Origin of the sequence: Gloeocapsopsis crepidinum LEGE 06123 (genome assembly GCF_015207655.1) — a bacterium.
Classification (GTDB): domain Bacteria; phylum Cyanobacteriota; class Cyanobacteriia; order Cyanobacteriales; family Chroococcidiopsidaceae; genus Gloeocapsopsis; species Gloeocapsopsis crepidinum.
In genome coordinates this window covers 23,870-36,425 of record NZ_JADEWN010000018.1, presented here as the reverse complement: position 1 = coordinate 36,425, position 12,556 = coordinate 23,870, and the positions used below count along the sequence as shown (strand labels likewise).

Annotated in this window: 13 protein-coding genes; 5 read left to right on the top strand and 8 right to left on the bottom strand. The window is 40.7% G+C overall.

Features of this window, described 5'->3' with window-relative positions; all coding sequences use genetic code 11:
• Positions 1–63: 63 nt before the first annotated feature.
• Positions 64–669 (bottom strand): DNA-3-methyladenine glycosylase, encoded by a 606-nt coding sequence (locus tag IQ230_RS09290; protein WP_193931731.1) that lies wholly within the window; start codon positions 667–669, stop codon positions 64–66.
• 68 nt (positions 670–737) lie between these two features.
• Here IQ230_RS09290 and IQ230_RS27350 point away from each other — a divergent pair, with 68 nt between their 5' ends.
• Together IQ230_RS27350 and IQ230_RS09285 are read left to right on the top strand one after the other, a co-directional pair.
• Positions 738–860 (top strand): membrane protein, encoded by a 123-nt coding sequence (locus IQ230_RS27350; protein ID WP_041456510.1) that lies wholly within the window; start codon positions 738–740, stop codon positions 858–860.
• Between the two features lie 96 nt (positions 861–956).
• Positions 957–2,621, top strand: a complete 1,665-nt coding sequence (locus IQ230_RS09285) for an MBL fold metallo-hydrolase (protein WP_193931730.1) — start codon at positions 957–959, stop codon at positions 2,619–2,621.
• 135 nt (positions 2,622–2,756) lie between these two features.
• Here the strand turns inward: IQ230_RS09285 and IQ230_RS09280 are convergent, their stop codons facing one another.
• The 3 genes from IQ230_RS09280 to IQ230_RS09270 all read right to left on the bottom strand — a co-directional run bounded on the left by IQ230_RS09280 (position 2,757) and on the right by IQ230_RS09270 (position 5,074).
• Positions 2,757–3,065: a DUF6679 family protein gene (locus IQ230_RS09280; RefSeq protein ID WP_015188739.1), complete on the bottom strand. Its 309-nt coding sequence runs from the start codon at positions 3,063–3,065 to the stop codon at positions 2,757–2,759.
• Positions 3,066–3,521: 456 nt separating this feature from the next.
• On the bottom strand, positions 3,522–4,331 hold the full coding sequence (locus IQ230_RS09275; RefSeq protein WP_193931729.1) for a Nif3-like dinuclear metal center hexameric protein: 810 nt from the start codon (positions 4,329–4,331) through the stop codon (positions 3,522–3,524).
• Positions 4,332–4,348: 17 nt separating this feature from the next.
• Positions 4,349–5,074, bottom strand: a complete 726-nt coding sequence (locus IQ230_RS09270) for a hypothetical protein (protein ID WP_193931728.1) — start codon at positions 5,072–5,074, stop codon at positions 4,349–4,351.
• Positions 5,075–5,379: 305 nt separating this feature from the next.
• Between IQ230_RS09270 and IQ230_RS09265 the strand changes: the two genes are divergently transcribed.
• Positions 5,380–5,994: a PspA/IM30 family protein gene (locus IQ230_RS09265; RefSeq protein WP_193931727.1), complete on the top strand. Its 615-nt coding sequence runs from the start codon at positions 5,380–5,382 to the stop codon at positions 5,992–5,994.
• A gap of 15 nt (positions 5,995–6,009) precedes the next feature.
• On the opposite strand, the gene IQ230_RS09260 is transcribed toward IQ230_RS09265, so the two are convergent.
• The 4 genes from IQ230_RS09260 to IQ230_RS09245 all read right to left on the bottom strand — a co-directional run bounded on the left by IQ230_RS09260 (position 6,010) and on the right by IQ230_RS09245 (position 9,500).
• Positions 6,010–6,342 (bottom strand): hypothetical protein, encoded by a 333-nt coding sequence (locus IQ230_RS09260; RefSeq protein ID WP_193931726.1) that lies wholly within the window; start codon positions 6,340–6,342, stop codon positions 6,010–6,012.
• Positions 6,343–6,690: 348 nt separating this feature from the next.
• On the bottom strand, positions 6,691–7,104 hold the full coding sequence (locus tag IQ230_RS09255; protein WP_193931725.1) for a secondary thiamine-phosphate synthase enzyme YjbQ: 414 nt from the start codon (positions 7,102–7,104) through the stop codon (positions 6,691–6,693).
• 11 nt (positions 7,105–7,115) lie between these two features.
• Positions 7,116–8,189, bottom strand: coding sequence for a glycosyl transferase (locus IQ230_RS09250; RefSeq protein ID WP_193931724.1), 1,074 nt, complete (start codon positions 8,187–8,189; stop codon positions 7,116–7,118).
• Positions 8,190–8,291: 102 nt separating this feature from the next.
• The gene (locus IQ230_RS09245) at positions 8,292–9,500 is read right to left on the bottom strand and encodes an aminotransferase class V-fold PLP-dependent enzyme (protein ID WP_193931723.1); all 1,209 of its coding nucleotides are present in this window, start codon (positions 9,498–9,500) and stop codon (positions 8,292–8,294) included.
• 139 nt (positions 9,501–9,639) lie between these two features.
• On the opposite strand from IQ230_RS09245, the gene IQ230_RS09240 reads away from it, so the two are divergent.
• Together IQ230_RS09240 and IQ230_RS09235 are read left to right on the top strand one after the other, a co-directional pair.
• Positions 9,640–11,142: a TM0106 family RecB-like putative nuclease gene (locus IQ230_RS09240; protein ID WP_228054709.1), complete on the top strand. Its 1,503-nt coding sequence runs from the start codon at positions 9,640–9,642 to the stop codon at positions 11,140–11,142.
• Positions 11,143–11,251: 109 nt separating this feature from the next.
• Positions 11,252–12,391 (top strand): esterase-like activity of phytase family protein, encoded by a 1,140-nt coding sequence (locus IQ230_RS09235; RefSeq protein WP_193931722.1) that lies wholly within the window; start codon positions 11,252–11,254, stop codon positions 12,389–12,391.
• Positions 12,392–12,556: the final 165 nt, after the last annotated feature.

Below are 12,556 nucleotides of genomic sequence, written 5' to 3'. Positions count from 1 at the left end.
AAACAGCAAATACTTAAGTAAATGCTTAACTATTTTTAGGATATATAAGTAATCACTTAAATGTCAAGTTCGAGAAACCGCAGGACAATTTTTGATGTACCATCGCCACGGTAGATCGACTCCTTGCGTAATTCCAATGCGGGTAGTTTGCACAAAAGCAGTAGCTTGACAATCAAGCTGTTGTTGAAATTCGAGTGAACGATGTTCTAACCACAATGGTTCGCCTAGTTGGAGAAGTAAGGTATTTAAGTTGCGATTAATCTGTAAAGCTAGACACAATTTTCCAGGTCCAGCCGCAAGTCGGTGAGGTTTCGATGATGCGTTATCTGGTAAAGACTCTAGTTGTAAAGCACGAATCAAAACTGCACTCGGAACACCATCGACATCTGTGACAACATTGAAACAATGATAAATCCCGTAGATCAGATAAACATAACTTCTACCTGCAGGTCCGAAGACTACCGCATTACGTTCAGTGCGTCGTCGATAAGCATGAAACGCCGGATCTCCAACTGCATAAGCTTCAGTTTCCACAATTAACCCACGCAGGAGTTGTCCATCAGGAAATTTACGTACAAGCGTACATCCGAGTAAGTCTGGCGCAACTTCAGGAGATGGACGCTCTAACCAAGAAGGTTCTACAATCTGATTGAGTGTAGTTGAATTCACGCAATTTACATAAGTCAAAGTTGACTTTGGTAATTTTATCCTGAAGTGAAGGTTGAGGAAGTGCAAAAATGGATGTAAAGCTGATTCTCGTGGGATTGACAGTCATTTTTACTGTATCGTGCTTATTCTTTGGCACCAAAAATGGCTTTTATGACTCAGACAATTATCACGGTAACGGTTCTGCCCACTAAAACAGCGATCGCATAGTTAAATCAGGGGTGAGGTCTATCAATCAGATAATCTATTCTCTAGCTTCTAGCCTGCACTGGGTTTAGGTGGAGGTGTACATGAGCGAACGTATACCTACAGCCTCCCGTTCTACTGGAGAAACAAGTTCAGAACTAGAGTGTTTCCCATACAGCGTTCATCATGCTGATGAAGGTGTATGTTTACTGGTACGGATGGGACCCTATAGAATTTTACTTGACTGTGGTATAGAAGACATTTCTATCCTGAAAAAAGGGAAGCGATCGCCACCAGCCGATTTGGTTTTGTGCACTCACGCGCATCCCGATCACGCCCAAGGCTTACTCGCACTACATCAAGCTTTTCCTTCGTTACCTATCTACGCCAGCGAAGCGACAACGCAATTATTACCCCTCAACTGGTTAGGAACAAACCAGATTCCGCAGTTTTGTCAAGCATTACCGTGGCGATCGCCTGTCGAGTTTCAAGATGGTTTGAGTGCGGAGTTGTTTCCTGCAGGACATTTACCAGGTGCAGCCGCAATTTTATTGACTTACACCACACCACAGCGAACATATTCATTACTCTACACAGGTGACTTTTTCTTATCAAATTCCCGCTTAGTTGAAGGAATGCCATTAGAGGAATTACGCGGGTTAAAGCCAGATGTGTTAATTATTGAAGGTAGTTACGGTACAGCACGACATCCGCATCGGCGGACTCAAGAAAATCAACTAGCAGAACGTATCAATCGCGCGATCGCTCAAGGATATTGTGTTTTGATGCCAACTCCAACGCTGGGAATTGGACAAGAAATTCTCATGTTACTGCGGAGTCATCACAGCTTCACAGGTCGCGATTTAGATATTTGGGTTGATGGTATGGTTGCTGCTGGCTGCGATGCTTACCTAGAAATGCTACCTCAACTACCTGCAGCAGTGCAGAACTTTGCTCGCCATCAACCATTATTTTGGGATGAACGGGTACGTCCCCGAATGCGCAGAATAACACCGCAGCAGCGGGCTGATGTCGGCAATCCCTACATCGTTATCACTGATGAAAGCGCGGATTTACAACAATATTGCCAACCCAAAACAGGTCCTTGGCTGATTCTCCTACCAGAGAAGCCAGGGCGTTTGCTTCCCCATCCTCAATCATTGCCAGAATTAGTCCCTCAATCTTCCTCGTTAGTACCGACAACTATCGTAGAAACATATCTACTCGCCCAGCACAGTGATGGTCCTGGAATTACGCAACTGATTCATAACTTACGACCACAACACGTTATTTTCGTGCATGGTTCGCCTGCATATCTCGCAGATCTGACTGGTTTAGATGAACTGCAAAATCGCTACCATTTACATTCTCCAGCAAGCGGCACAATCGTAGATTTACCAGTTGGCGATACTTTTATTCAACCAGCAGCGCCAGAAACTAACTATGAAGGTGAATTAAATGAGTTGGGCACAGTAATTACAATCACGCTGCCGGAAGCAATCATTGCCGATCCTCGTTGGCGTGTTTTTGCGGATACAGGCTTAGTTGAAGCCCGTTGGCAAGGAGAAGAATTAGTTATTCGCGGTTTGTCACAGCGCGAGTTACTTAATCAAACAAGCGATCGCTTAATCGCTAGCGAGGTTAGTTGCTGCGCTACCTGTAAATTTCAGCGCGGACAGCGATGTTTAAATCAAGCGTCTCCTCTATTCGGGTTTAAGGTGACACCAGAAGGTTACTGCCCTGCTTATGAGCGCAATAATGAAGAATAGTTTTTGAGAATTTGAGAAAGTAAGAAACTTTTATTTTGTCTCCTACTTTCTCTTTTCTAGCCACTAGCCACTTCAATCAGTCTGCTACTTTCTCTTTACTAGCCACTAGAGACTAGTCACTAGAAACTAGCCACTTTAATCAGGATTAGAGTCAGTATAACGACGAATTCGCTCTGCTTCTGGACAATCTTCAGAAACTAATGGTTCAGCGTTGCCGCGTGGTACTGAAGCTAGTTTTTGAGTTACAGCACCAATGCTTTCTAGACGAACCATTTCTTCCCAAGAACAAACCTCGTCTTCTTCTTCTGTTTCATAACGTAGGGTAACTAAATCCCCTTCGATGTCGATGATGCGGGCGCGTTCTATCCAGCGTTGCTGGTCCCGCAAGAAAACGCATACTTCACGCCCGTCGCCACACAATTGATAAATCTTGCGGTGTAGCATCTATCGCTTCTGCCCTTTTACAACGTAGGTTAAATCTGTACATAGATCTGGGTTTTGCCCCAGTTGAATATTGCTCAGTTTGCAGGATTTCCACTTTGTGTGAAAAATCTCTTGCCAGCAACTTTTATTGTTTTTATCATTTTTTGCCTCCTAAGTCGCTAGCTATGTAGACCGCTTCTGAGCTTGAGATGTTGAATTTGCAACATTATTCAAAGAAGTTGGGTTTAGTTTACAGCAATGAGGCATTTGCCTCAATCAAGCCAGCGCTTGCCATTGACTAGAACTTTTTTTTGATTGGCAAAACACATTATTACCGTTAATTCGGTATTTTTTGTTACCACTTTCTGTCAAGTGATATAACTTTCGAGTCTAGGGACTCATACGGCTTGATCCTAATGTAAATGATTCTAACTCATTGTTTTGCGATACTTCATCTTTTTATAGCAAAATTATTAGTTAATATTTACCGTAAAATTGCCGAAAGTCTTCATCTTTTTGACTTAATTGTACCCATTCAAGCCTTAAGTCTTGCAATTTTGCGACTAAATGAGCGCAAGCAGGGCGTTCAGTAGCATAATGTCCAGCATCGATGAGAATTAAACCGCGATCGCGACTTTCCTGGAATTGATGAAATTTGCAATCAGACGTTAAATAGGCTTGTGCACCAGTTTTCACAACGTCTGAGATAAAACTAGCCCCCGAACCACCTAATACTGCTAGACGTTCAATTGTTTGCTCTCGGTTTGCTTCTGGGGAGAAAATGACATCAGGTGGATGAAGCTGAGTGTAAATTTTGGTAAGAAGTTCCTGTAAAGTTAAAGTCGGCTCTAGAAACCCTACACGACCGTATCCTAACCCTGCTTGCGTTTCTACAATGGGAGTAGTGTGCTTGAGTTCTAACACCTGCGCTAGAACATCAGCCGTACCATCGGCAACTTGATCGAAATTCGTGTGCGCTGTGTAAATGCCAATTTGATGATGAAATGCTAATCGTGTTATTTCGGCGATCGCATCTCCAGTTTGTAAAGATTTGACTGGCTTAAAAATTAAAGGATGGTGGGCAAAGATTAAGTTGACAGGAGTTCCTGCAGTCTGAAGGGCGATCGCTTCTTCCATCACTGCCAGAGTTGGAGTCAAGCAAATAAGAACTCGTGCTGACTCTTCTAAAACTCCAGGTTCAATCTGCCAACCACAATTATCCCAGCTTTCTTGCCAAGCCGGACTTGCCCATGCTTCAAACCAAGCGATCAGTTCCGCAATTTTCATATACTATCTGACTTGATTTACTGTCTGCGTATGGCAATTGTATAACTTGGTCGTTGTGATGCCTCACGTTGAGTTTTCACAATTCGGAGGTCGCGATCGATATAAAGATGCTCTAAGTGTGGAGTCGCTAGGTAAGTTTTCTCCAATTTCTTAACAGTCTTGCTGTCTAATTTTAAATCAAGCGCTTGCGGAAGTTCTTCTTGTGCCAATTGAAATTTATTATTGACTACAGTACTAAACCAATTTTCTGCATCTTCAATTGTTAAAGGAATTTCTCGATTGCGAAAAGCCTGCTCAATACTTACATTTTGGATGTACCATTTGTTATCTCTTACAGCATACTTTTGCATTACCATTAAATCTATTGCTGGTAATTTCGTAGACAGTTTTTGCCAGAAAGTATTTTGTCCTGGAGTATATCGAGCGATGTTAGCGTAGTAGCTGTCATCATGAAAAATTTGATACGAGTGTTCTCTACTGCGCCCTGGTAGAGTATCGTGAAAAGGTATCGTTGACCATACAGGTGTCCAAACGCCAAGAACAAGGGGAATTTGTTCTGCTACTACTGGGTAAGGATTTCGTTGCGTCAACTCCTCAATATATGGTGTCAGTATATTTTTATAATACTGGACTTTAGTACTTAAAGAATCAGTATCTCGTCCTTTAACTCGCTTTAATAGTTCAGTTTTAAGTTCTGATGTACTTTGAGAACTTAACTGATTTGAATGAACTACATTAATCATCAAAATTTGCACCCTTAGTTAAACTAGCGAATTCAGCTTTACCTTTCATTTAAAAAGAAAAATTGCAAAATATTAGGATATTGAATTTTCTAAAAGGAAGGTTGATTTAATATTTTTAGAATCTTCACACATTCTTCATAAAGGCTTCCTTATAAATACGGTAGTGACTTGAAGCCATTATGTGTCAAATTAAAGCTATCGACTTGAATAACTTATTGCTATTTATTACAACAGTATTTTTTGAGCCATTAAGTTTTTATAAACAAAAGCTCCTGTAGATTATGAAAATTTAAAAACCAGGAATCATGAGTTTATACAACGATTTATATATTATTGATGCGCAGTTAAGAGTATTTCGTTCCTCTGTTGCTATGGCAATTGCTGCTCGAAAGCGTACAGATCAACAGTATAATCTAGCCGCAATTGAAGTTAAAAAATGGCAAGACAGAGTACAGCAAGCTTTGCAAAAAGGGAATGAAAGTTTAGTTAATCTTGCATGGGAGCAAGAAAAGCTTGCAGTCGCAACTGCCAATCTACTCAAAAATCAATTGGATGAACAAACTGCTCACGTTGAAAACCTGAAGTGCAGATTGAGGGCGTGGGAAAGTAAAATTTCTCAAACTAAAGTTCAGAGTAGAGTGGAACAGTTGAGTACCAGCAGTGCGATAGAAGCCTTTGAACAAGTAGAAAAAAGGATTCTGATGCGAATCGAAGCCTTGGATCGGATAGAAGAACAAGTTTTGATACTAGAAACACAAGCTAAATTGGAAAGCAAAGTTATTACAGATGAGATGCACAGTAACGACAGAGCTATAAGTACCAGCAGTGAAATTGAAGCCTTTGAGCAAATGGAAGAAAAAATTTTGATGCAAGAAATACAAGCTAAAGCAGTTGAAGAACTTATTGGTAATGAGAACTGAATCTAGCCACGAAACTTACCACCAAACGCGATTTCCCTTATCATCAACTCGTGCTAAACGAATGACATCAGAAATCTTCTTAGCATCTCTGACATGGTGTAGAGCTTGCTTTTTACCATCTGGATATTCAACGATAAAGTAAGTGGGAACTAAAATCCAGTCACCTGTAATATCAGGTGCATCTACAGCAACTTGTTGAGCTTTTTCTTCAACAGATTTTGACTCGTCAGTAACGATATCACCAGGGTTAACTGTTAAATTCCTTTCTTTAGCAGTAGGTTCTTCTCGTGTATGCCAATCTCGACTTACGGGCTGTTCGATTGGTTTCTTTTTCAGTTGCTTAGCCATAATACTTTTTAGTAAGTTGAACATCATGAACTTACTAAATTCAATTTAGAAAATATACGAGTCAGTTGTCTCTTTCGTTAGAAAGAAACTTGTAAATCTATATCTATAGAAAAAACCGTATTATATTTTACAGGCTAACCGTAATCTAGGAGTCAGGTTGATTATTTACAGTAATAATGCTTAAGTCTTTAGAGTGATTAAAAAATATAAAGTCAACTTCTATTCTTTAAACAAAGACGACTTTATTTACCGCTTTGCGGAATTATTCAAAAGATTAGGAGTTTTTAAAGAGTTATAAGTGCTGAGTTAATAAGATTCTTTATAATTCAAAACTCAAAACTTTTAAAACTACATTCCCGTAATGTGAACAACAAGTTCTCTGCTATGGCTACGTCGTCGATGTTCCCAAATGTATATACCTTGCCAAGTTCCCAATAATAACTCGCCTCTTGCAATTGGAATTTGTTCTGATGTATGCGTAAGTACTGTACGAATATGTGCTGGCATATCATCAGATCCTTCAGCACTGTGGATATAATAAGCATCTTCAGGAACGAGTTTTGCTAAGAAGTTTTCTAAATCTTTCAGCACGTCAGGATCAGCATTTTCTTGAATCACAACGCTAGCAGAAGTATGACGCAGGAATAAATGACAAATTCCTGTTTCTACACCTGATTCAGCAACAAGTGATTCAATTTTGGTAGTGACATTATTAAGAGATTTGCCTTGCGTGGAAATTCTTAAGATTTTATGGTAGTGCATTGTTAACTAAATTAATGGAAATACTCTAAAACAGCATGGGCGATCGCTTCATTGCCATCGAGGGCGATTCCTTGAGATTTTCTTGGTGTCAAAGGTTCTTGTTGCAGAAATGCCCAACCGCTGTGGAAAAATTCTGCTGGGCTAATAATTTGATGGTGGGCATAATCTTTAATGCCTTCAATCAACAAAGCTGCTTCCGCAAAATCATCACGTGTCAAAGTAACAATAGGGACTTGTTGTCGAATAGCTTCGGCGAACGTACTAAAACCAGGTTTAGAGACAACTCTGCCACAAAGCTGCATAAAATCAACTGGACGATATTGCGGATCGGTGATTTTGAGTAAGTTGGGTAAATTTGGGGCGTTACGAGCAAACGTGATAAATTGCCAATCGGGAAATCGTTGCACATTGTCGTAAGGAATCTGCTGTAAACCTAAACCACCGAAAGTTAGTAAGATTGTGCGTTCTTTTGGTGTTGTGATATTCCATGTAGATCGTAGCGCATCGGCTGGGTGGGATGGAGAACCACCAGGTAGACCAAAATCCGTGATATTTTTAAACGCACTCATTGGTTCGTGAAATGGTAAGCGGAGTAGGCGATCGCATTGACTGTAGCCGTCGGAAATCCAATCGGCAATTTCCTGAAATTCACTTCCCCAATCACGATAAATAAAGTCCCAACCAAAATTACTGATAGTCCAACAAGGAACACCTGCGGTTTTACCAATCACTCCAGCTAAAGGTGGAACATCCGCTAAAATTAACCCGACACGATTTTGCTTAATAAAGTTAACTTCCCCAGCAACAATTGCGTTTTGTTGAGTGCGAATGTGCTGCATTTTTTCGAGTGTAGCGGCTTTGTCCATTGTAAGACTGTCGCTTTGTACTACACCGATATCAAACGATCGCGGACGATAGATAAAATCATCTTGAATGTACGATTCGAGGAACCAGCGTGGTGTCGTTGTCACAAAAATCAACAACGCTTCTGGACAGAGTTTCTTAATTGTCGCGACAACCGATGCAGTCCGTGCTGCATGACCAAATCCATGACTAGTAACGGCTATGTAGATGATAGGAAACATATGTTAGAGGTCAGAGGTCAGGGAGTTATGAGTTATGAATGTTGAGTTATGAGTTTAAGAGAGTTAAGAAAGTTTTTCAATTCAAAACTCAAAACTAATCACTCACCCCTCACTCCTCACCCCTCTTTCACAATAACTTTCAATTCCAGCGATGAGTTGATCGATCTCACTTGTTGTGGTGAAGTAGTGAACACAAGCGCGAACACAGTCAGGATCTAGGAGTGTGCGCGTCATCATGTTTTGTGATTCTAAGTACTGTACTAGCTGTTTATGTCTACCAGGTTCTTGTTGTTTTAACTGAAATGATACAAGACTCGATTCGGGGGGAGTAGTGCGTAAACAAACAATATCCGATAGTTCGTTTAACCGTTGCCAAAGATAATGACTCAGTTGCAGAATTTGTTCATAGCGTTGTGTTGCAGTTCCCCACTGTTGATGTGTTGCGATCGCTGCTCTTAATCCGCAATACTGTCCAAAGGCAGAAGTTGCGACTTCATAACGTCGCCCATCAGGTTGCCAACTAACAGGCTTACCTTGGCTATCCATCGTAATACTACGCCAGCCAATAAATGTTGGTTGTAGCGATTCCCTAGCTTCTGGACGAACATACAAGCCACCGACTCCCATAGGACCACACCACCATTTATGACCTGTAAAAGCATAAAAGTCTGCTTGTAACTCGGTTAAATTCAACGGTAATAAACCAACTGACTGCGCTGCATCAACTAAAATTTGTATTTTACTGTTATACTCTCGGCAAACTTGCACAATTTTGTTTATGGGTAAAACTTGACCTGTATTCCACAGAATGTGACTTAAAACGACGAGTCGCGTCTGAGGTTTGAGGTGTTGGGCAATCACTTTTGCCGGATCGCTGCTGTTAAGAGTCGCCATAACAGGGCAAAATGAAACTTCGACATTGAACCGTCGCGCAATTTCTTGTGTTGTTGCAATGACGCCAGGATGTTCGCAGTCTGTGAGTAAAATTCGATCGCCTGCTTGCCAATCGATACCCCATAAGGCAATGTTACAACCCACCGTGACATCTTCGGTAATTGTAATTGCATCAGTTGGGGCGTTGAGTTCTGAGGCGATCGCCTGTCGTATTTGTTGGACTTCCTCAACAATCCAACCATTCACCTTTGTGGAAAAGGGACCATGAGTTTGAATGTATTCTTGTGCTTGATTAACTGCATCAATCGCCGCTTGCGGCATTGGTCCTTGACCGCCATAGTTAAAATAAGCTTTATTTGCTAGTGCAGGAAATCGTTGTCGGTGTTGTACAGTTTGAGTAGTAGAAAGGCTTGTCATTGTTAGAAGTAGCTCGTTGTTAGTGAATAGTATGACGCGATCGCACTCATAGTTGAAAAGCAACAGCTTTAAATATCACTACTAACTAGCCACTAGTCACTAATCACTCTTTTCGTCTCAAAATTGCTAGTCTAGAGTCATGCTAATGACTGCTGAACTGCTGCTGCAATATCAACGTTGTCAAAGACGCGCTTTTTTAGATACTCATGGCGATCGCAGCCAGCGAGATACTCCTAGTGAGTTTTTACTACGACTACAACAAGACAAAGTTATTCATCAACAAAATGCTTTAGCGCAACAAAATCCTCAGCAACCTGATTATTACAAAGGAAATTGGCAAGCAGGTGCGATCGCAACACTAGAACTGATGCAGCAAGGCGTTGAGCGTATTAGTCAAGGAGTCTTACTCACCAACTATTTAGAAAAATATACCCTGATAAGTCGTCCAGATTTACTGATCAAACAACCTGGAAACTCATGGTTTGGTGACTGGGTTTATATTCCTGCTCAAATAGAATTGGGAAAGCGCCCCAAGCTAGAATATCAAATTATTGCGGCGTATAATGCCTACGTATTAGAGCATATCCAAGGAATTTCACCAAAATCGGCATGGTTATTTCTGCGTCGTCCAGAAGTTTATACCGTGGATATTGCTAGGTGGACATCCCAGATGCAACGTAGTTTGGCGCAATGTTTGGAAATTTTAGAAGCCAAATTAGCACCGGAAGTCTTTATTTCTCGACAGCGATGTAGTCTTTGTCGTTGGTATACTCAGTGTTATGCGATCGCTAAATCTCAACAACATCTTTCGTTAATTCCTGGAGTAACTCCTAATCGCTACACTCAATTACAAGCATTAAATGTTGTCACTCTGGAATCTTTGACTCAAGTTAATCCTGCACAATTAGAATCTTTACCAGGATTTGATCGCCAAGTTGCACAGAAATTAGTTTTACAAGCTCAAGCTGTTTTTGAAAATCGTCCGATTTTGTTGGATACAACTTGTAGGATAGGCACAGCAGAGACGCCCATACCACAAGCACCTATAGAACTTTACTTTGATATTGAAGCTGAACCCGATCTCAATTTAGATTACTTGTTGGGAGTTTTAGTTGTTGATCGTCAAACAGGAACCGAAACATTTCATAAACTCCTAGCTGAAACACCCGCCCAAGAAGAAACGATTTGGCAACAATTTTTAGATTTAGTTCACCAGTATCCGACTGCGCCGATTTATCATTTTTGTGCTTATGAGGTCGATACTATCAAACGTTTGGGCAAACTTTATCACACTCCACGACAGCAAATTAAAACACTTCTAGCACGGTTTGTAGATGTTTACGAGCAAGTGACGCAAACAGTTACTTTACCTGTAGAAAACTATACTTTAAAAGCGATCGCGCGGTGGTTGGGGTTTGAGTGGCGCGATCAGCAAGCGAATGGTTCGCATTGTATTTATTGGTACGATCAATGGTTGGCAACTGGCGATCGCACGTTACTTGAATCCATTGTCCGCTATAACGAAGATGATTGTCATGCTACACGCCATGTCAAAGATTGGTTGATAGATTTTACTACTGATTTACCTCCTACCACTCTCCAAGCTAATTGTTCGCCATCAAGTGATGGTGAATATGGTTAGAACACTATTAGAGTTCTGAATTAAAGAACTTCTTAACTCAACACTAAACTGAGAAGTTATAACTCTCCGTTTCCTGATTTCTGACCCCAGACCCCTGACCTCTCTTTCTATGTCATTGAACCGCAAACTATTACAGCCAATTACATTGGTTTTCTTTTGTCTAGTTTTTATTATTCTTGTTGTTACACGCCAGCCTACGCCTGCAGTACCAGTCACTGCTATTAATTTTTTGGGGGAAGCAACAATACTTACAGGTTTGTCTTTTCAAGGCACAGAATTCGGAGGGTTATCAGGAATTACTTATGACTCTACTAAAGATATCTATTATGGAGTGTCTGACGATCGCAGCGAAAGAGCACCAGCACGATTTTATACTTTAAAAATTAATTTAGAACAGGGATTACAGCAAGGTGATGTGACTCCTTTAAAAGTTACAACTCTACTCAATGCCGAGAATCAACCCTTTGCCAAATATAGTATTGATGCCGAGGGAATTGCGGTAACTGATCGCCAGACTGTGTTTGTTTCTTCCGAAGGTGATGCACAAAGATTAATCAATCCGTTTATCAAAGAATTCTCGTTAGCAAGTGGGAAAGAGTTGCGATCGCTACCCATACCTGAAAGATTTTTACCGACTGCAAGTCGCGATCGCGGGATTCGCAATAATAATGCGTTTGAAAGTTTAACAGTGACGCCTAATCAGCAATATTTATTTAGTGCAACCGAAAATGCTCTATTGCAAGATGAACCAATTGGTCAACCTGATACTAGTTCGCCTTGCCGAATTTTACAATATGACTTGCGTTCAGGAGTGCGATCGCATGAGTACCTCTATATCACGGAAACTGTACCAACACAAATCAATCTACCTAAGTTTATGCGTGTTGGGCTAGTTGATTTACTAGCTATAGACAATAACGGCAATTTCATTAGCTTAGAACGCGCATTTACAGGCTTAGGATACAGCATTCGCTTGTACGCAGTTTCCTTAGCACAAGCCGATGATATCAGTGATATCGATAGTCTGCGTCAAGTTGATCTCAGTAGCATCAAACCGGTAAATAAAAGATTGTTGCTCGATCTCAAAACATTGAAAAACATTGCACTAGATAACATCGAAGGCTTAACATTAGGTTCGGAGTTGACTAATGGGCAAAGATCGTTAATCCTAGTTAGCGATAATAACTTTCAACCTGCGCAGCGTACTCAATTTTTAGCTTTTACTATCCCATCTCAATTTAAGGATTAGTTTTTCAAAATTTCAGCGACTCTACTGTATAAGCTTACACTTACGTAAAGTATGGGTACTGTAAGGTACAACACATTATGAATTTGTTAATTACCTAAGATTATTAAGCAAGAGCTATTGAGCAACTGTACTGAGGATTGCAGCAATAAAACTTAAAAGGTTGAT

What these genes read in the sequence shown, in the direction of transcription:
- IQ230_RS27350 (WP_041456510.1), top strand. Translation starts at nt 738, where the DNA reads ATGGATGTAAAGCTGATTCTCGTGGGATTGACAGTCATTTTTACTGTA.
- IQ230_RS09285 (WP_193931730.1), top strand. Translation starts at nt 957, where the DNA reads ATGAGCGAACGTATACCTACAGCCTCCCGTTCTACTGGAGAAACAAGT.
- IQ230_RS09280 (WP_015188739.1), bottom strand. Translation starts at nt 3,065, where the DNA reads ATGCTACACCGCAAGATTTATCAATTGTGTGGCGACGGGCGTGAAGTA.
- IQ230_RS09275 (WP_193931729.1), bottom strand. Translation starts at nt 4,331, where the DNA reads ATGAAAATTGCGGAACTGATCGCTTGGTTTGAAGCATGGGCAAGTCCG.
- IQ230_RS09270 (WP_193931728.1), bottom strand. Translation starts at nt 5,074, where the DNA reads ATGATTAATGTAGTTCATTCAAATCAGTTAAGTTCTCAAAGTACATCA.
- IQ230_RS09265 (WP_193931727.1), top strand. Translation starts at nt 5,380, where the DNA reads ATGAGTTTATACAACGATTTATATATTATTGATGCGCAGTTAAGAGTA.
- IQ230_RS09260 (WP_193931726.1), bottom strand. Translation starts at nt 6,342, where the DNA reads ATGGCTAAGCAACTGAAAAAGAAACCAATCGAACAGCCCGTAAGTCGA.
- IQ230_RS09255 (WP_193931725.1), bottom strand. Translation starts at nt 7,104, where the DNA reads ATGCACTACCATAAAATCTTAAGAATTTCCACGCAAGGCAAATCTCTT.
- IQ230_RS09250 (WP_193931724.1), bottom strand. Translation starts at nt 8,189, where the DNA reads ATGTTTCCTATCATCTACATAGCCGTTACTAGTCATGGATTTGGTCAT.
- IQ230_RS09245 (WP_193931723.1), bottom strand. Translation starts at nt 9,500, where the DNA reads ATGACAAGCCTTTCTACTACTCAAACTGTACAACACCGACAACGATTT.
- IQ230_RS09240 (WP_228054709.1), top strand. Translation starts at nt 9,640, where the DNA reads ATGCTAATGACTGCTGAACTGCTGCTGCAATATCAACGTTGTCAAAGA.
- IQ230_RS09235 (WP_193931722.1), top strand. Translation starts at nt 11,252, where the DNA reads ATGTCATTGAACCGCAAACTATTACAGCCAATTACATTGGTTTTCTTT.